Source organism: Fluviicola sp., from assembly GCF_039596395.1.
Lineage (GTDB): Bacteria > Bacteroidota > Bacteroidia > Flavobacteriales_D > Crocinitomicaceae > Fluviicola.
This window is the reverse complement of the sequence record NZ_JBCNJT010000001.1, coordinates 1,826,911-1,846,156: the sequence shown is the minus strand read 5'-3', so window position 1 is coordinate 1,846,156 and position 19,246 is coordinate 1,826,911. Positions and strand designations below refer to the sequence as shown.

The 19,246-nt window shown below is 42.9% G+C and carries 14 protein-coding genes; all 14 read left to right on the top strand.

Features of this window, described 5'->3' with window-relative positions; genetic code table 11:
* Positions 1-120: 120 nt before the first annotated feature.
* The 14 genes from ABDW02_RS08105 (at position 121) to ABDW02_RS08040 (ending at position 19,243) form a co-directional block, all read left to right on the top strand.
* Entirely contained in the window at positions 121-1,317 is a 1,197-nt protein-coding gene (locus ABDW02_RS08105; protein WP_343633942.1) for a hypothetical protein, read from the top strand.
* 203 nt (positions 1,318-1,520) lie between these two features.
* Positions 1,521-2,957: a hypothetical protein gene (locus tag ABDW02_RS08100; protein ID WP_343633940.1), complete on the top strand. Its 1,437-nt coding sequence runs from the start codon at positions 1,521-1,523 to the stop codon at positions 2,955-2,957.
* A 23-nt stretch (positions 2,958-2,980) separates the two neighbouring features.
* A complete protein-coding gene (locus ABDW02_RS08095) occupies positions 2,981-3,553 on the top strand; it encodes a hypothetical protein (RefSeq protein ID WP_343633938.1) in 573 nt (190 codons plus the stop codon).
* A 74-nt stretch (positions 3,554-3,627) separates the two neighbouring features.
* Complete coding sequence (locus tag ABDW02_RS08090) at positions 3,628-4,260, top strand: hypothetical protein (RefSeq protein ID WP_343633936.1); 633 nt, start codon at positions 3,628-3,630, stop codon at positions 4,258-4,260.
* A 56-nt stretch (positions 4,261-4,316) separates the two neighbouring features.
* Entirely contained in the window at positions 4,317-4,970 is a 654-nt protein-coding gene (locus ABDW02_RS08085) for a hypothetical protein (protein ID WP_343633934.1), read from the top strand.
* Between the two features lies 1 nt (position 4,971).
* The gene (locus tag ABDW02_RS08080; RefSeq protein ID WP_343633932.1) at positions 4,972-5,742 is read left to right on the top strand and encodes an ATP-binding protein; all 771 of its coding nucleotides are present in this window, start codon (positions 4,972-4,974) and stop codon (positions 5,740-5,742) included.
* The gene (locus ABDW02_RS08075; RefSeq protein ID WP_343633930.1) at positions 5,729-6,355 is read left to right on the top strand and encodes a response regulator transcription factor; all 627 of its coding nucleotides are present in this window, start codon (positions 5,729-5,731) and stop codon (positions 6,353-6,355) included. Before ABDW02_RS08080 ends, ABDW02_RS08075 begins: the two co-directional genes overlap by 14 nt.
* A gap of 131 nt (positions 6,356-6,486) precedes the next feature.
* Positions 6,487-7,311 (top strand): NAD(P)H-hydrate dehydratase, encoded by an 825-nt coding sequence (locus ABDW02_RS08070; protein WP_343633928.1) that lies wholly within the window; start codon positions 6,487-6,489, stop codon positions 7,309-7,311.
* Positions 7,312-7,366: 55 nt separating this feature from the next.
* Positions 7,367-7,765: a hypothetical protein gene (locus tag ABDW02_RS08065; protein ID WP_343633926.1), complete on the top strand. Its 399-nt coding sequence runs from the start codon at positions 7,367-7,369 to the stop codon at positions 7,763-7,765.
* Between the two features lie 94 nt (positions 7,766-7,859).
* On the top strand, positions 7,860-12,227 hold the full coding sequence (locus ABDW02_RS08060; RefSeq protein ID WP_343633924.1) for a CusA/CzcA family heavy metal efflux RND transporter: 4,368 nt from the start codon (positions 7,860-7,862) through the stop codon (positions 12,225-12,227).
* A gap of 98 nt (positions 12,228-12,325) precedes the next feature.
* A complete protein-coding gene (locus ABDW02_RS08055) occupies positions 12,326-13,504 on the top strand; it encodes an efflux RND transporter periplasmic adaptor subunit (RefSeq protein ID WP_343633922.1) in 1,179 nt (392 codons plus the stop codon).
* Positions 13,505-13,670: 166 nt separating this feature from the next.
* Positions 13,671-16,793 carry a T9SS type A sorting domain-containing protein gene (locus tag ABDW02_RS08050; RefSeq protein WP_343633920.1) on the top strand — a complete coding sequence of 1,041 codons (3,123 nt, stop codon included), beginning with the start codon at positions 13,671-13,673 and terminating at the stop codon, positions 16,791-16,793.
* 224 nt (positions 16,794-17,017) lie between these two features.
* Positions 17,018-17,755 (top strand): hypothetical protein, encoded by a 738-nt coding sequence (locus tag ABDW02_RS08045; RefSeq protein ID WP_343633918.1) that lies wholly within the window; start codon positions 17,018-17,020, stop codon positions 17,753-17,755.
* Positions 17,756-17,875: 120 nt separating this feature from the next.
* Positions 17,876-19,243 (top strand): mercuric reductase, encoded by a 1,368-nt coding sequence (locus ABDW02_RS08040; RefSeq protein ID WP_343633916.1) that lies wholly within the window; start codon positions 17,876-17,878, stop codon positions 19,241-19,243.
* Positions 19,244-19,246: the final 3 nt, after the last annotated feature.

Below are 19,246 nucleotides of genomic sequence, written 5' to 3'. Positions count from 1 at the left end.
TTTTAAAGAATATGAATCCCTCCCGGGAGCGATTGAATCTTTATGTTGTATTGGTCAATTTTAGTATATGATATTCAAAAGTCATATATCAGAAAAAATGTAACCAATAAACTTAAAATTATGAGCATTAAAATGACATTTATTAGTCTGTTTATTACGGTGAATCTGCAAACATTCGGACAAGATTGCAAGTGCACAGAACTACTGCAAGATGGGTTATATTCATTTACTAAAATGACCAGAACAGACTCTTTTAGTAAAGATTTGAGAACCTACTATTTATCGGAAACCTTTAAATCAGATATGAGAAGCGGAAAATGGGGAGGCTCTCTAACTATTCCTATCAAAGGAATTCCTTTTTCAATTGGAATGAATGATTCGGAGGAAAAATTTTCAGAATTAAGAACAAAGCTTTTAGAAATAAGTGAGTTGAGTATTGATGAAGGAAGTGTTCAGGCGTCCTTTGGTTCGATTCCTAATACAAGTTTGTATGATGCGTTTGTTGAATGTACGAGAATTTGTGTTAATCCGGGATCAGGATTTATTCAGGGTAAGAACCTGGAAACAGAAGATGCTGTTGTATTTACCATTTATTACAGACCTTCCTCACCCAGTGACCCGATGCCTGTTGTGAAAAATTTTAGTGTACTTCCGGAAGGAAGTGTTATAAGTGGAAATGTGAGCGTTAATCAACCTTTAGAAAGCTTTACTACATTAATCACTTGCAAAAGGCCTTTGGATAAAGATTTGATTTTAACACTTCAAACCGATAGAGGAGCTATTTCCAGTAAAGCTTACGCTTTGGAAAATATATCTTCAAACAAAGAACTTCCAATAGGAACTATTGTTATTTCTTATTTAAACTTTGAGCAATTTAATGCTGCAACAAAAAATAACGAAAAAAGTCCAGGGGGAATCTGGACTTCAAACAAAAGTAAATGGGCTCCTTGTGATGGACGTCCCATTCCGAATTCAAAGTTTCAAACATTAACATCACAGTCTCAGATACCGGATTTAAGGGGAATGTTCCTTAGAGGACTGAATACTTTTGATCCTAACCAACCTGTTCCTCCTGTTTCTGCAAATAAAGCTGATCCAGATGCCAGAATTGTCGGAAGTTATCAATCTGATGAGTTAAAATCTCATAAGCATACATTTTCATATTTGAAACCGAAACAAAATGATAGTAAGGGCGCAAGTGGAAACCATAAAGTGTCAGACACCGATGTTACAAATACAGGCAAAACAAATGCGACGGGTGGTGCAGAAACCCGTCCCAGGAATATTGCCGTGTATTACTACATAAAGATTAATTAGGGCTATATGGCAGTAAAAATATGGAAGAGCATCAAGTTTGGTGCTCTTTTTTGTTTTTCAAAATATGACGGATCGGGTAAATGCAATTAATATACCTCTTTCCGGATTCACGAATCACTCCAGGGAGGGATTGATGCCTTTTTTTCTTTGAATCACCTTTGCTTCCAGATAGTTACCAAAATATTCACTAAACAAATGAAATCATGAAAAGAATTTTACCATTCGTATTTGTCCTGTTAGCACAGTTGGTTTACGGACAATCTACCAGGGATGTGATCGAAAGTCCGAGATCCAAAGACGGCAATATTTATTTCGATCAAGACTTACAAATGTCCTTAATACCAGGAAAAGTTAAATTTTCCAGGATCAAAAAAGGCCAAGTTATTAGCATTAAAAGGAGCGAAGACCATGAGGCACAATCGGATGCCGGTAAACGTGAATTTGCTGTTTATGTAAAAGCTTATAATCCATTGAATTATTCGTTAAACAGTTCCAGTAAGGTTATTGTAGATTCTCTGAACTACCGGTTGAATACCGCTCTGGAAGAAATGTGGAAAATACTGGATGCCTATAAAGGAAAAACACAGGAGAATGGGTTTATAAAAAGCATAGAATGTCCTGAAAAGTGTCATTGTCCACATGATTCCATTCTAAACATTCAGTTATTAGCTGTTTTTGAGCTTTTTCGAAAAGAACAAAAAAAATCGAAAGACTATGTGGAATGGTCCAAACAATTGATTGAATTCGATTTCGCCTCGAAACGCAGTACTAGTGATCAACTGATTCAAATGGAGTTGAACTTGAAAGTTGCAAAAGATAGTTACAAAGAACTCTATGATAAGGTGGACGTTGTTAGAACGGATATTCTGAAGAAGCTTGATGGCACTAATACCCAGTGTGCTATATCACTTGAAGTGTGGTTGAATAAAGTGAATCGGATAAAAGGGTTAATCGACGATCAAAAAAAATTCCTGGATAATTTCGAGCGGTTATTACAACAAATGCAAAAAACAATCAAAAGTTGGAAATCACATGAAGTAAATGGCACTTGGTTTATTCTGGTTGAGGAAGGAAATGTATCAAGGGATTCAAGTGTACTTGTTACTGTGAGTATGACAGAACATCTTATGAGTATCGATGGAAATAATCAGTTACGATTAGCTGATTCTAAAGAAAAAGCAATTGCTTCGATTCACTTAATATGGCACCGGAATTTTGTGCCGGAAGTTAGTGCGGGAGTTTACTATTCCTTACAATCTCAAGACTCGTACAACATGGCAGCCGACGGCTCAGGTGGGGGAACCATTGTACAAATCGGACAAAGAGACTTTGAAGGAATTGCAATTTCTTCCATGCTGAATTTTTATCTCAATAAACAGGATTGGAGAGTCTTACCTTTTTGGCAGGTTGGATTAGGGCTGCAAAAAGAAATGCCCTTATTCATGTGTGGATTGGGCACTCGTTTCGGGCTAAAAGACCGGGCATTCTCTGTAGCTTGTGGTTTATCGTTAACTGCAATTAAGGGATTGGATGATCTGAATGTAGGAGATGTTGTTAAAGATGAATCCGAAATTAAAAGTGATCTACGTTATCAGTTTTCCGGTCCGAAATTCTACTTCGGAATCCAGTTCCATTTCTAAATACCCCATAATTCTTAAACACTATGAAAACAACAAACATCATTATTTGTGTATTAGCTGCTGTGGTTGTTACATTGAGTATTATTCTATTTCGAACTCTTCAGGATGATCGTCAATATGTCACTTCGACAAAAGAGGTGGCTCAATTCGAATCAGAAAAGACTTCAGTCAATTTTAGTGAACGATCTTTCTCTTCTTCGTTGCAATTAGATAAGGAATTACATAGGTTACTTTGTAATGCTACAACTATTCAAAACGACGGAGAAGAAATTAAAGCTGATTCCGCTAAAAAAGAAATCGCAGCTTTTGAAGCACATTTTGGTGCTGATGATGTAAAGGCTTTTCATTTGGGTTTGGTCACCCTGGATTCCATGCTTACGAAAGCAAAAAGGTATAACAAAACACCCGCAGGTATTCAAAGCCCGATCAAGGGACTTCGTTTTTATAGAGCTATTTCTACAAGAATAATGCCCGGTGGACTTCCTGTTACGAACAAATTTGACCTGGTTATTTATCCGACATTATCAATGGACGTGGATTTAACTACAGGGCCAATCTACGGGCATACACGACCATGTCCCAGATTGTGTAAATAAATGCGTGTAAGAAGTTGTCTGAATATCATTTAGATTATTTATTTTCAGTACCATAGAAACTTAAACTACAATTCATGAAAACAAAAAATCTAGTTATCGGCATATTAACTATTGCCGTTGTAATTCTTAGCGTATTACTTTTTCAGAAAAAAAGCAAAGAATGTCCGGATAATGATCCAACAGGAAACAGATCGGTAGCATGTCAGTTCAGTTCTACAGATTCATGTTGTGTTGATATTACTTCACGGATAGATGATATTTTTATCTCTGAAAATGGGTGTTATCAACCGGGAGAACTTTATGGAAAAGGTTTTCAAAAAAAAGATACAATCTACCTGCGAAAGCTTATAAAAGAAGGAAAGGATCGGAACAAGTTCAATCAAATCTATGGATATCAAATTTCCATTGATCATATTTATGAAATGTATGATGCTATAGAGCTTTTCAATAAATCTAAGATTAAAAGAAATAAGAAGATTTTAAAGGTTGCAGGCTTACGTTTTTACGAAGCCGTCTCAGAGAGAACGATTAAAGGACAATTAAAAAGAAAGGTTGATTTGGTCATGATTCCTTACTTATCCAGTGGGGAGGATATATTCCTGATTGATGATTTACCACACACTTTAGATGAAGAGATTAAAGCATATACTTATTTCAGACCTTGTCCGAGATTGTGTTCAGATAAGAAAATATACATTCATCAATAAACAAAAAGAAGCCCGATTTCGGGCTTCTTTCTCCTTGAAAATCTTACATTTAGCAGGTGACGCTGAAAGAAATAACGATACTAATCGCTGATTGGTCGGATTATATGATCCTTCCTGTTTTTGCTGTGTCATTATTCACTGTTCGAAGGAATAACTATTTTACAATTCTAAGTGCTTATTTGTTTTGTCTGGCTCCCTGGATGATTGCTTCTAAAATCACGGCAGATCATAAAATAGCTAATTATTACCTCTATCACATCATCGGATTGGTAGAACTGATATTTACTTTTTTGCTTTATCTAAGTTTGGATTTGAAGAAATATTGGAACATCATTTTTGGGATTGTATTGGTTGCATATTTAGTAGATTCGGGCTATCTGCTTGTGCATAACAGAGAAGAAATAAACAGTGTAGGACTTGCATGTTGTATGTTTTTTATGATGGCATTGGGATTCAATTTTATTTGGAAACTCTATCAGGAAGAAAAAGTAGAATACCTGGGATTCTATCCACATTTCTATATCAGTGGTGGATTGACTGTTTTTGCTTCGGGAGCCTTTTTCGGTTACCTGCTCATAGCCCGAATGACCCATGAAATCGTTCCGGAAGAAAATTTTGATTATTCATGGATCATCATCTCAGGCTTTACTTATATTAAATTCATTTTGATTGTGTTAGGAATTTTTGTGGAGAGAAAGTATGCAAAATGATTTGACAATAGTATTAATCGGAACAACGGCTATGGTGCTGGTGGTTGTGAGTTTGTTCGTGTTTACTTTTTTGTATCAGCGGAAGATGCGTAAAAGGCGGACTGAACTCCGGGAAATTGAAAAACTTCTGAAAGCGGAAGAATTAAACGCTGCTTATGCTTTGCTGGAAGGACAGGATAAAGAACGTGAGCGGATTGCACAGGATCTGCATGATCGTTTGGGCGGACAGCTTTCTACAGTCCAGATTTACCTGGATTTATTGGAAAAGAGTCACATTACTCCCGAACAGGAAAGATTGCTGGAGATTCTTCAGCGTGAAATGAAGACATCCATTCAGGAAATGCGGGCTATAGCGCACAACCTGGGGAATTCTACCCTGAATTATTACGGGCTGAGTAAGGCACTGGAACATTTGTGCCGGGTCATTCGCGATTCGAAAAAGATCGATATGGATTGTTACATCACCTTGGAAAGTAATATCTCACAGGAACTGGCAAAAGATGTATACCAAATGATCCAGGAATTAATTACCAATACGCTACGGTATGCACATGCCTCCAAAATCCGGTTAGAAGTTACGGGAATACAGGAAGAATTAACAGTTATTTATGAGGATAACGGTATTGGTTTTGATCCGGAGCAGCTTTCGCCCGGAATGGGGCTGAAAAGTATTCAAACACGCTGTCAGAAACATAAAGGAACTTTTCACATGGAATCTTTGAATAAAGGTGCTACATTTATTATTGAAATACCACTATATGGAAACGCTTAAAACCAATATCCTCATTGCCGACGACCACTCCATTGTGGCAGGCGGAATAGAAGCTATCCTGAATACGGCTGAGCATTTAAATGTTATTGGAGTTGTAGACAATGGACAAAAAGTACTGAATACGGTTGCAGAAAATCAGATTGATCTGGTTTTATTGGACATCAATATGCCGGTTATGAATGGGATAGAATGTACCAAACAATTAAAGGCTCAATACCCCGATACGAAAGTAATTGTCATTACCATGTACAATCGTAAACAATTCATTCGCGAATTGTTTGAAGTGCAGGCCGACGGATGCATTTTAAAGAGCAACTCGGGGAAAGAGCTTTTAACGGCCATTGAAAGAGTGATCTCCGGAAAAACGTATTTCGATCAATTAAACGATTTTATCGATGCGCCCCGGGAGTTTAAGGAGTTCAGACTGAGTGAACGGGAAATTGAGATTATTGAACTGATCGCTGAAGGATACACCAGTAAAGATATCGGAACCCGGCTTTTTATTTCCGAACATACGGTGAAAACACACCGCAAAAATATCTTTCAAAAGACCAATGTGGGCGATTCCGATGAACTGGTCAAATGGGCTATGAACAACAAGCTTATCCGTTAATATAGCCCCAATCCATTTTAATCCGAAGAAATCAGCTGCGACTGATCTGCTTTGGTTTCTCATGCTGTTCTGTTTCTGTTTTTCCCATTTTTTTTCGTAAATTCAGGATGAATTCCTTATGAATTATGCGTATGAATAAGCTCACCAAAAATTACATCGGATTGCGGTTGAAACAGCGGGAAACGTTTTCTCATAAGGGCGATCATGGCCATGCATTGTTGATAGCCGGGAAAAAAGGAATGATGGGAACTGCCGTTATCGCTGCAAAAGCAGGACTAAGGGCAGGAGCGGGTTTGCTGACAGTTTGTGTCCCCACGGAAGAACGCTTCATGTTGCAAACGGCTGTTCCGGAGGCAATGCTCCTGATGCGTGAAGAAGGCCATTACCAGGTAGAGCGCTTTTCTGCGGTGGGAGTAGGGCCGGGAATCGGCACGGATGAACTGGCAGAAGAAATGCTGGTTTCGGTATTGGTTCAGGCTAAAACTCCGGTGCTGCTGGATGCAGATGCGCTGACCATTATTTCACACAATAAAAAATTGCTGGATTGTGTCCCGGAAGGAACAGTTCTCACTCCGCATGCCGGCGAATTTGACCGGCTGTTCGGAGAGCATACATTGCAGGAAGACCGGATCCAAACCGCTAAGGAGAAATCTGCCGCATATGGAATAATCATCGTTTTGAAAGGGCATCATACCGCCATTATCAAAGATCAGGAAGTGGTGTATAATACAACCGGTAACGCAGGTTTGGCAAAAGGAGGTTCCGGCGACGCGCTGACGGGAATCATTACCTCTTTTTTAGCCCAGGGGTATGAACCGTTCGATGCCGCGAAGCTCGGAGTATACCTGCACGGTTTGGCAGCAGATATAACCCTGGCGGAACAAAGCGCAGAAAGTATGTTAATTACCGATGTCATAGCGAATTTGGGCAAAGCGTTTAAACAAATCAGAGAATGAGAAAATCCTCATTCTGATTCTGATTCTCATTCTGATTTTCACTACATTTATCCCGATGAATAAATTGAAGAAAGCATTTGTATTGTTTCTGGTACTGGTAGTTGCACTGCCTGACGGAACAGTACACGCTTTTTCATTCATCCCGAAATTCATTACCCATTACAATCATCACAATAGGGAGCATCACAAAATCGGCCTGATAGCATTTATCGGCGAGCACCTCAGAAGTAATGAAGAGCACGACAGGCACGAGCACCACGGTGATGAGCAGGAAAACTGCCCGTTCTCACACAATCATACCACTACGCAACTGATCTATATTTTAAGGAAAGAACCACCTTTTATTCTCGCAAATTCAGCACCGGTCAACGACCAGGAAAAGTCTGAATTACCCGATTACCGGTTTACCTTTTCCGAATACAACGGAAGCATCTGGCAACCGCCTAAGATTTGAACAACTGCATTGTTCAAGTTCAAAAAGTTTAAAAGGTTCCGGTTTTGATCCTCTTTGAACATTTTGAACCCTTTTTAACCTTTAATTTTATTTTATGCTGGATGCAATTATTCGCTTTTCCATCCGGAATAAGCTGATTATAGGCATGCTGATGCTTGCCTTAGTAGGCTGGGGAAGTTATTCGTTAACACGGCTTCCCATTGATGCAGTACCTGATATTACCAATAATCAGATACAAATTATTACTTCCGCTCCCTCGCAGTCGGCGCAGGATATCGAGCGTTTGGTCACTTATCCCGTTGAACAGTCGGTTGCTACCGTCCCGAATGTGGAGGAAGTGCGTTCCTTTTCCCGTTTTGGACTGAGCGTGGTAACCATTGTTTTTGAAGACGGAATAGATATTTACCAGGCGCGCCAAATGGTGTCGGAACGCTTGACAACCGTTGTAAACGATATTCCGGCTGGTGTCGGAAGGCCGGAGTTGGCTCCTGTAACAACCGGTTTGGGAGAAATCTACCAATATACCATTCATGCCGGAAAAGGCTACGAAAAAAAATACGACGCGATGGAGTTGCGGACTATCCAGGATTGGATCGTGCGCCGTCAGTTGCTGGGCGTAAAAGGTGTTGCCGATGTGAGCAGTTTCGGAGGGTACCTGAAGCAGTATGAAATTGCTTTGAACCCGGATAAACTCAACAGCCTGGGAATTACCATTTCGGATGTTTTCAATGCATTGGAGAAAAACAATCAGAATACAGGAGGTGCTTACATCGACAAGAAACCGAATGCGTGGTACATCCGCAGCGAAGGATTGATCGGGGGTTTGGAAGACATCAAACGGATCGTAGTCCGGCAGATGGATAACGGCCTGCCGGTTTTGGTCCACGATGTGGCGCAGGTCCGCTATGGAAATGCCATTCGGTATGGTGCACTAACGTACAACGACAAAGGGGAAGCTGTAGGCGGCATTGTGATGATGCTGAAAGGAGCGAATTCCTCCCAGGTCATATCGGCTGTCAAAGAACGCATCGAACAAATCAAAAAGACCTTGCCAGAAGGAGTTCGGATCGAACCTTTCCTGGACCGGGCAAAACTGGTCGACAATGCCATTGGCACCGTTTCCAAAAACTTGCTGGAAGGAGCGTTGATCGTCATTTTCATCCTGGTAGTATTTCTCGGGAATTTCCGTGCAGGACTGATCGTTGCATCGGTTATTCCACTGGCAATGCTGTTTGCAATAGCCCTGATGAATTTATTCGGTGTTTCCGGAAACCTGATGAGCCTGGGGGCAATTGATTTCGGGCTGATTGTAGACGGAGCGGTAATTATCGTAGAAGCTACGCTGCATCATATCCGCATTTTGAAACCCGGAAGGAATCTCACACAAGCGGAAATGGATACGGAAGTGTATGCTTCCGCCAGTAAGATCCGTTCGTCGGCTGCTTTCGGGGAAATCATCATCCTGATTGTGTACCTGCCGATCCTGGCTTTGGTTGGAGTGGAAGGCAAGATGTTCAAACCGATGGCACAAACCGTTTCTTTCGCGATTTTGGGTGCTTTCATTTTGTCCTTAACCTACATTCCAATGATGAGCGCCTTGTTTCTAAGTAAAAAAACGGAACACAAACGCAACTTTTCAGATCGCCTGGTCGACGGAATCCAGCGCATATACGAGCCGCTGATCAAAAAGTCTTTGGGGATTCCCAAATGGGTTATCGGTTCGGCAGTGGTGTTTTTTGTCGCTTCCCTGTTCCTGTTTACCAGGTTGGGAGCAGAGTTCCTTCCGTCGCTGGACGAAGGTGATTTTGCTGTGGAAACCCGCGTGATGCTGGGAAGCAGTTTGGAAGAAACGATCGATGCATCTAAAAAAGGTTCGCGGATTTTGCTGGACCGTTTCCCGGATGAGGTGGAAATGGTGGTAGGTAAAATTGGCTCGGGAGAAATTCCCACCGATCCGATGCCTATTGACGCTTGCGACCTGATGGTTATTCTCAAAGACAAATCACACTGGAAGAAAACCGGTAACAAGGAAGAACTGGCGGATCTGATGGCCAAAGAACTGGAAGATATTCCCGGAGTCACTTTCGGTTTCCAGCAACCGATCCAAATGCGCTTCAATGAGTTGATGACCGGCGCCAGACAGGATGTGGTCGTAAAGGTTTACGGAGAAGATTTGGATATGCTTACGGCTTACTCCAAAAAGATTGCAGGAATTGTAAATACCATCGACGGAGCGACTGATTTGTACCTGGAAAATGTCAGAGGGGCACGCCAGATTCTCATTTCTTACGACCGGGATGCGTTGGCGCGTTTCGGGTTGAATATTGAAGACATCAATACGGTGGTAAATGCTGCTTTTGCAGGGAAATCAGCTGGTTTGGTATATGAAGGTGAAAAGCGTTTTGATGTGGTGGTGCGTTTGGAAAAAGAACTGCGCACGAGTATCGAAGATGTTCAGAACCTGTATGTGAAAGCTCCGAATGGCAATCAAATTCCGCTTTCACAGGTAGCAACGGTTCGTTTTGATGATTCGGCTCCTGTCCAGATCCAGCGCGATGATGCCAAGAGAAGAATCACGATCGGGTTCAATGTGCGTGGACGCGATGTGGAAAGTGTGGTGAAAGAATTGCAGCAAAAAGTGGATCAGCAGGTGGCTTTTAATCCTGGATATTATCCCACTTACGGCGGAACGTTTGAAAACCTACAGGAAGCCCGTGGTCGCTTGTCCATTGCAGTGCCTGTTGCCTTACTGCTTATTTTCGTGTTGCTTTATTTCACATTTAGTTCGATTCGTCAGAGTTTATTGATCTTTTCAGCCATTCCGCTTTCTGCGATAGGTGGAATCATTGCACTTTGGCTGCGGGATATGCCTTTCAGCATTTCTGCCGGTGTCGGATTTATTGCCCTGTTCGGTGTGGCGGTTCTCAATGGAATTGTATTGATCGGAGAATTCAATCATTTGCAAAAACAAGGAGTGGAAAATGTGAAAGAGCGTATCTTGCTGGCAACACAAACACGCCTGCGACCGGTAGTTATGACTGCTGCCGTGGCATCTCTCGGATTCCTGCCCATGGCGCTTTCACACGGAAGCGGTGCGGAAGTTCAGAAACCGCTGGCAACCGTGGTAATCGGTGGATTGATCACGGCTACGCTGTTAACGCTGATTGTCCTTCCGTGTATTTATTACTTGACGAATAAACCCAAAACGATGAACAGAAAAACAACCGTTCCCAAATCCATCGGCATGCTGATTCTCGGAGTATTGCTTGCAAAGTCCGGTTTCGGGCAAACGGCACTTTCCCTGGATTCTGCTTTGCAAATCGCTTATGCGAACAATCAAAATCTGCAGGCAAAATCGAAACAGGTTCAATATTACGAACAGCTGAAGAAAACGAGCAGCGAATTGCCTAAAACGGACGTGAGTTTAATGATCGGTCAGTATAACAGCTATTACAGAGGCGACAATAATATCACGGTTACACAGACCATTCCGTTCCCCACGGTGTTTGTAGCGAAATCAAACCTGGCAAGTTCACAGATCAAAGGAGCATCTATGCAATTGGCTGTTTCCAAAAATGAATTGACCTTTGAAATCCGGCAATTGCATACCCAAAATGCGTATTGGCATTCGTACAAAAAAGGGTTGATGAAGCAGGATAGTATTTTGCAGCGATTCGCAAAAGCAACCGGGTTAAACCATCGTGCGGGTGAAGGCTCATTGCTCGAAAAAACAAAGGTTGAGACGCGTTTGAATGAGATCCGGAGCAAACAGTTACAGGTAGATGCAGAATTGACCGCTATAGCCAGCAGGCTGCAGTTTTTACTGGGCTCAAAGATTCCGGTGCGGTTCAATTCGGACGAACTGGTGCCGCTCAAAACGGTTCCGATCGGGGATACGGCTGCATTGAAAAATAATCCGCAGGCCCGTTACCTGGAACAACAGGTTTCGATTGCAGAGCAGGAACGCAAATTAGCCGTTAATTCGGCACTCCCGGAATTGAAAGTGGGATATTTCAATCAAACCCTCTACGGAAGTTTGCTGTCGGAAAATTCCACGCAGCTTGCCGGGCGTTCTGACAGGTTCCAGGGATTCCAGGTCGGATTAACTATTCCGCTTTGGTTTGGCCCGGATATCAGCAAATCGAAAGCCGCAGCTATTAACCGCGATGTCAAAAGCCTGGATTACGCCAATTATGTAAGCGGGTTGCAAAGCGAATATGAGAAGGCGCTGATTAAAGTGGAAGCCAGCAGGAATTTAATGGAATATTACCTCAACGCAGCGATCCCGAATGCGAAACTGATCGAACAGCAATCCCTCAAATCCTTTGAGTTGGGTGAGATCAATTTTACGACACATTTATTAAATACAGAACAAATCATTGCTATCAATGAAGGATATTTAAAAGCAGTAAATGACTACAATTCAAACCTGCTTTACCTGAATTACCTGATGGCTGAATAAGAAACAAAGTTCAAAAAAAGTTCAAATGTTCAAGCGTTCAAAATCAAAGTTTTGAACCTTTTGAACCGGTTGGAACTTTTAACCTTATAAATAAAGACATGAAAACAAATTGGATCATATTTATTGCATTTGCGGGATTACTTTCCTCCTGTGGAGGCGCTGAAACAACTACCGGGAAGGAGGAAGCACATCACGAAGAATCTGCAGAGACGGTGGAACTCACCGAAGCTCAATATGCATCTGCTGAAATTTCCCTGGGAACGATTGAAAAACGTAGCATCAGTGGGGTGATTTCCGTAAATGGCTTCCTGGATGTGCCGCCTCAGAGTAAAGTTTCCGTTTCCGCACCGATGGCGGGCTTTGTGAAATCCACCCAGTTGTTGCCTGGCTCTAAAGTGGCGAAAGGGCAGGTGGTAGCCATCCTGGAGAACCAGGATTATATCCAGCTGCAGCAGGAATACCTGGAAAATTACGGGCAATTGGAATACCTGAACTCGGAATACGAGCGGCAGAAAGAATTGGCCAAAGAGAATATCAACGCCCGGAAATCACTGGAGCAGGCCAAAGCCAATTACCTGTCGGCAAAAGGCCGTATTGAAGGATTGAGATCGCGGCTGGAATTGCTGAATATCAACGTAAACAGGTTGCAAAACGGGAAAATCCAGAATACGATCAACCTGTATGCACCGATTTCGGGCTACGTCACCAAAGTAAATACGAACATCGGCGCATTTGTAAACCCCACGGATGTGCTGATCGAAATTGTAAATACGGCAGAATTGCACGTAGAATTAACCGTTTATGAGAAAGATATTCCTTCCATACGTGAAGGACAGCGCGTCTTATTCAGCTTGACCAATGAAACCAAAGAGCGCGAAGCACGCGTGAAACTCATCGGGAGAGAGATCAACAGTGAACGCAGTGTGCAGATTCATTGCGACATTACGAAGAACGACAAGGAATTGATCCCGGGAATGTACCTGAAAGCAGTAGTGGAAACGGATAATGCCCTCGTAAGTGCTGTTCCGGAAAGTGCCATCGTCTATTTCGAGGGGAAACCATACATCTTCGTCAGGGAAAAGGAACACCGCGAAGGCGGCGAAAAGAATGTCGTTTTCAAAATGGTTGAAATCGTAGTTGGAAAAGAAGAGGCCGGTTTTGTAGCGATTACCTTACCGGAAGGATTTGATGTACGGAAACAGTTGGTAGTTCGAGGGGCATTCAGCCTGCTGGCAAAAATGAAAAACTCCGAGGAAGAAGGCGGACACGCACATTGACAGAACGAGAATGAGAATGAGGAGGACCCGTCGTAGTTGATTCACTCGGTTTCCTGTTCATTAGCGAAAGTCCTCATTCTGTTTCATTCTTTTTTAAATAATTTCTCCTTCAGGCAACTTCTCTTTTCAGGGAAAGTACTTAGAGAAATCATTTAATAATCAGTTTATGAAAAACCTTACTCTTTTCATATGCATGCTGGCCGGTATGAGTCAGCATGCAATGAGTCAGACAGCTACCGGGACTTTCACACAGACGCCCTGTAACAACGACGGCGTCTTTTCAGTCTCTACAACCGGAGTTCCCCTCCCAATTACCTACACCTATTATACGGACGGGGGCACGGTAGTTCATTCCAATGTGAACTCCACAACGGATCAATTGACCGGCATCGCCATGTCCAATTACGGCTATATCTATTGCCAGGTAAGCAGTGGAAATATAATGGCATATGCGCAGGCAGGTTACACACCTTCCTTTACGTTTGAAGTGAATGTTGTTTCACCGCTTTGCCCGGCTACCATGGGAACAATTACTGCTACGCAGGTAAACGGAACTCCCGGGCCTTTTACGTACAGTTGGATAAATCAACAAACACTAACCAGTTATTCCGGGAATAATGCAAGTGTTCCTATTGGAGATTACCAGGCAATGATAACGGACCAAACAACCGGTTGTGTATTGAATATTATGGATACTTCCATTAATGTACATCAGTTATCGAACGTTACAGCAACCATCAACACTACCAATGCCAGTTGTACGAATGGAACGGCAACAGCAGTTGCTTCAGGTGGTGTGGCACCTTACACTTATTTATGGAGCACAGGCGCAACCAGCGCTTCCATTTCCGGGATGAGCCAGGGATTTTATCCTTTGACGGTTACCGATGCACAAGGATGTCAGTCCAATAACCTGGGAGCTACCATTTTGCAAAGTCCTCATATCAATGTAAACGTAACTGTTACAAATGCAACCTGTTTGCAGCCGAACGGAAGTGCTATGGCATTCGGCTCAGGAGGTATGAACCCCTACACTTATTCCTGGAGCAACGGCCAAACGGGGAATAATGCTACTAACTTAAACGGAGGAAATGCCTACACGGTCATTGCCACAGATGCAAATGGTTGTATCGGGCAGGGATATGCTTATATAAACACCAATACACCGATCAACGTTTCGTACAGTTCTACAGCCAGTCAGTGTACTGCACCTACAGGTTCGGCAACGTTAGCACCAACGGGTGGAACAGCTCCTTATACTTATTCCTGGAGTTCGTATCCGGCAGTAACAGGGGCAACCTTATCGAATGTTCCTGCAGGAACTTACCCGTTCCAGGTTACAGACAACGTGGGATGTATCAGAACTGGTTCTGTGGTAGTCAGCCCGATCAGTACAATCAACGCAAATGTTCAGGCATCTACCGTTATTTGTCCGGCAACAACAGGGGCAGTAACAGCAGCGGTTTCCGGAACAAACGGTCCGTTCACCTACCAATGGAGCAACGGGGCAACAACCAGTTCCATCAGCGGAGTTCCGTTGGGAACTTACTCCTGTGTGATTACAGATGCAGTATCCTGCTCGGTAACCAAATCCGTGTTGTTGGACGCAACTTCTCCAGTAAATGTAGGGGTATCGACAGTCGGTGCAAGCTGTATTTATAGTACAGACGGAACTGCAACAGCAGTTGTAAGCGGAGGAACAGCACCTTATACGTATGCCTATTCAAACGGAACAATAACACAAAATGCGACTAACCTGGGAGTAGATGATTATTATTTAACGGTTACGGATGCAAACGGATGCAGCAGCTGGAAACATTTCTGGATTGCGAATGCAAATACGAGCCAAAGCTGTTACTGCACGATTTCAGGAACGGTTTACGCAGACGCGAATGCTAACTGTACACACGATTCAGGTGAGAACGGGATTGAAAACATTATGATCCATTGTTCCGGTTTCGGTTACACATTTACAGATGCAAACGGACATTACAGCTTCCGGGTTCCAACGGGAACATACACAATCAGCGAGCAGGTAAACTCCTATTATCCGTTATCTGCTTGCCAAAGCAATACGAATACTGTGAATGTAGTTGCTGCTTCAGGGTGTAATACAGTGGTAGATTTCTCCAATGGAACAACACCGATGCATGACTTGAAAATTACTACCATCAATTCGAACCTTCCTCCGATCCCTGGAAACAGCTACCAGCAAAAAGTAATCGTGAGAAATGAAGGAACAGTGACTGAGTCGGGAGTTCAGCTGGGCTATTCACACGACGGACAATTGGCTTTTGTAAACGCGTCTTCACCCGGTTTTGTTCAATTGAACAGCACTGCTTATCCGAATAATTACAGTGTACAGACAGGTTTCCCTTCCCTGAATCCGAACGGAACACACGTCATGCTTTTAGATTACAGCACACCCACAAACATTCCGCTGGGAACACTTGTAAACGTTTACGACACAGTGGCTGGTGCAGCCCCGATTGCAACAGACTGGTTAACAGATAATACGCCCTGGAACAACGTAAATACACATCAGACAACCGTTATTGGTTCTTATGACCCGAATTACAAGGAAGTAACTCCAAAAGGAACAGGAACAACCGGTTTGGTGCCGATGGAAACGAAAGAATTCGATTATACGATCCATTTCCAGAATGAAGGAACGTACTTCGCTCAGAACATTTCCGTGACCGATCAATTGGATGCGGATTTTGACTGGACAACGTTCAAACCGGGTTATTCCGATCATCACTACACAGCAACCATGAGCGAAACAGGTTTGGTAACTTTCACATTTGCAAACATCAACCTGCCATGGAAAGACGGTTTCGGAGACGCTTTGAGCTCCGGGTTGGTTCAGTACAGCATTCAGCGTAAAACAACCACTCCGGTGGGAACAGTGTTTACCAATACGGCAGATATCTTCTTTGATTACAACGCGCCGATTACTACAAATACTACGGTCAATACATTGGATGAACCCGCAAGCATCAATGAAATTGCAGCTTCGGTGGATGGGGTAACGGTAGATTTGTACCCGGTACCAACCAGGGATCAGTTGAATATCCGGGTGAATAATGTTTCGAAAAGCGGATCGGCTGTTGTTAGTGTTATCGACCTGGCAGGTAAAGTGATTTTCTCTGACAAGGTGACTTTGGAAGAAGGATCTACACTGGTAACTAAAAACCTGTCCGGGTTAATGACAGGAACTTACCTGACACGTATTCAATTCGAAAACGGATCTGCTATTGTGAAGAAAATAGTGGTTTCCAATAATTAATAAGTTAAGTAACAAAGAAAGGGCTCCTGGTGGAATGTCAGGGGCTCTTTTCGTTTAATCAGAAATAGTTCGGAATATTTTCGATACGATCTCTTTAGTTGCTAAGTGAGCACGTCCGATTATTTCCCGAAACCGGATAATGAATCATTCAATCCCTTACAAATCAGTTCCCTTTTACCGGCCGAATTTATTTTTTTGTAAGTTAGCCCCGAAAAAAACACAAAATGAATACTACTACTAAAAAACGGAAGGACAAGAAGCATGTCCTGATTAAAAGCGGAATAGTTAAAAAGGCAATCGCATTGGTTTCAATTCCTTTCTTACTCGTTTCCTGCGAAAAGGAGAATTCGGAAGATGTAAACCAGGACAAAATTTACACGGATTACGAATTGTTCTACAATAAAAACGAAGATAAGACTTATGTGGTCGCACGTTTTAAGTTTGGCGGCCCTACCGGAACAAACCTGGAGTTGACAAGCGGAGCTTCCGTGACCTTTAATGGAGATCCGCTTACTTACAATGCTTTCTACTTCGGACATTACAAAGAATATGCGGGAAAAATCAATTCCGGAACCTTCATTTACAATGATACGGATGGCAATCAGTTTACGAATACAACACCTGTTTTGGACACAATTGCTTTTCAGCCGGGGTTTGATACGATCGTAAAATCACAGGCAAATACACTTACCTGGATCGGAAGCCCTTTGGCAGCGAATCAATCTGTGGGGATTTTTATCGGATCCTGGACCTGGGGGCAGGATGCTTTGTTCTACCAAAATCAATTGGGCGCATCCAATATCATCATGGGAGTTGCAAGCTTGAATTCACTTGCACTGGGTTCTTCCACTGTTTATATGGATAGAACGAATGAAACGGCTGTGAGTCAGGGAACCAGTGAAGGAGGAAAGATCCGGAGCAAGTACCGGGCACTGAATAAAGTGGTGCAGGTTGTTCCTTAAAGGAATACGAATACCTGAAAAGCTTAAAGCGTAATTGCATCAGTAATTACGCTTTTTTAATAAAATGAAGGTCCATGCTCGTTTGATATTTCGGGTTGAATATGCTATTTTAGAAAAAGTATGAAAAAATTCGACGCGATTATCATTGGTTCCGGACAGGCGGGAACCCCTTTGGCATTTCGCCTGGCTGACGAGGGAATGCAGGTCTTAATGGTTGAAAAAAACACGGTTGGCGGCACTTGTGTCAACAGTGGCTGTACACCTACGAAAACCTATGTCGCAAGTGCCCGCAGAATGTGGGATGTCTTCCATGCCGAAGAATTGGGTGTTTCACTTTCCGGGAAACCGAAAGCTGATCTCCAAAAGATCAAACAGCGTAAAGACGGAATTGTTTCCGAATCCGTTCACGGAATAGAAACGGGGTTTCGGGACAATCCCAACATCACTTTTGTGAAAGGCGAGGCTTCATTTGTTTCCCCCTATGAGATCAAAGTCAGTGATACGATTTATACCGCGCCGAAAATTTTTATCAATGTGGGTGCGCGTGCACTTGTTCCCGAAGAATACCGGGAGGCAGATTACCTGACAAATGAATCGGTTTTGGAGTTGACGGAATTACCCCAACACTTGCTGATCATCGGAGGCAGTTACATCGGCCTGGAATTCGGACAGCTGTTTAAGCGCTTCGGAAGTGAAGTCACGATCATAGAACGGTCGGCGCAAATCATTAACCGCGAAGATGAAGATGTGAGCCAATCCATCCGGGAAAGTTTGGAAAGCGACGGTGTAAAGTTCCTGACCAATGTTCAAAATATCGCTGCAAGTGGCAAAACCGGCGAAATTCAGGTAACTTACGAACAGGACGGGAAAGCACATACTGTTTCCGGAACGCATTTGCTCCTGGCAATCGGGAGAGTGCCGAATACGGATCTGTTGAACCTGGAGGCTGCAACTATTGCCACCGATAAGCGCGGGTATATCCGGGTAAACGATTACTGTGAAACCAACGTGGAAGGCGTTTTTGCACTGGGCGACTGTAACGGGAAAGGTGCTTTTACCCACACGGCTTACAACGATTTTGAGGTGGTGGCTTCTTACCTGTTCGAAGGAAAAAAACGAAAGATTTCAGACAGGATCATGACTTACGGACTTTTCGTGGATCCACCGCTGGGAAGAGCAGGGATGACGAAAAAAGAAGCCCTGGAAAAAGGATTGAAAGTCCGCGAAGCTTATATTGAAATGAAGCAAATCCGGCGGGCAGTGGAAAAAGGAGAAACCAAAGGCTTTATCCGCATGCTGGTTAATGACCGGGATCAATTAATAGGAGCCGCAGTTTTGGGAGTAGGAGGTGACGAAATCATTTCCGGGATACTCAACCTGATGGTGTCGGATATTCCATACACCGCGCTCCGGGATACGATGGTTTTGCATCCGACGGTTTCAGAACTGATCCCGACCGCTTTGGGAAAATTAAAAGAGATTAACTAACAC

Coding starts and splice junctions, on each gene's coding strand:
- ABDW02_RS08105 (WP_343633942.1), top strand. CDS start 121: ATGAGCATTAAAATGACATTTATTAGTCTGTTTATTACGGTGAATCTG.
- ABDW02_RS08100 (WP_343633940.1), top strand. CDS start 1,521: ATGAAAAGAATTTTACCATTCGTATTTGTCCTGTTAGCACAGTTGGTT.
- ABDW02_RS08095 (WP_343633938.1), top strand. CDS start 2,981: ATGAAAACAACAAACATCATTATTTGTGTATTAGCTGCTGTGGTTGTT.
- ABDW02_RS08090 (WP_343633936.1), top strand. CDS start 3,628: ATGAAAACAAAAAATCTAGTTATCGGCATATTAACTATTGCCGTTGTA.
- ABDW02_RS08075 (WP_343633930.1), top strand. CDS start 5,729: ATGGAAACGCTTAAAACCAATATCCTCATTGCCGACGACCACTCCATT.
- ABDW02_RS08070 (WP_343633928.1), top strand. CDS start 6,487: ATGAATAAGCTCACCAAAAATTACATCGGATTGCGGTTGAAACAGCGG.
- ABDW02_RS08065 (WP_343633926.1), top strand. CDS start 7,367: ATGAATAAATTGAAGAAAGCATTTGTATTGTTTCTGGTACTGGTAGTT.
- ABDW02_RS08060 (WP_343633924.1), top strand. CDS start 7,860: ATGCTGGATGCAATTATTCGCTTTTCCATCCGGAATAAGCTGATTATA.
- ABDW02_RS08055 (WP_343633922.1), top strand. CDS start 12,326: ATGAAAACAAATTGGATCATATTTATTGCATTTGCGGGATTACTTTCC.
- ABDW02_RS08050 (WP_343633920.1), top strand. CDS start 13,671: ATGAAAAACCTTACTCTTTTCATATGCATGCTGGCCGGTATGAGTCAG.
- ABDW02_RS08045 (WP_343633918.1), top strand. CDS start 17,018: ATGAATACTACTACTAAAAAACGGAAGGACAAGAAGCATGTCCTGATT.
- ABDW02_RS08040 (WP_343633916.1), top strand. CDS start 17,876: ATGAAAAAATTCGACGCGATTATCATTGGTTCCGGACAGGCGGGAACC.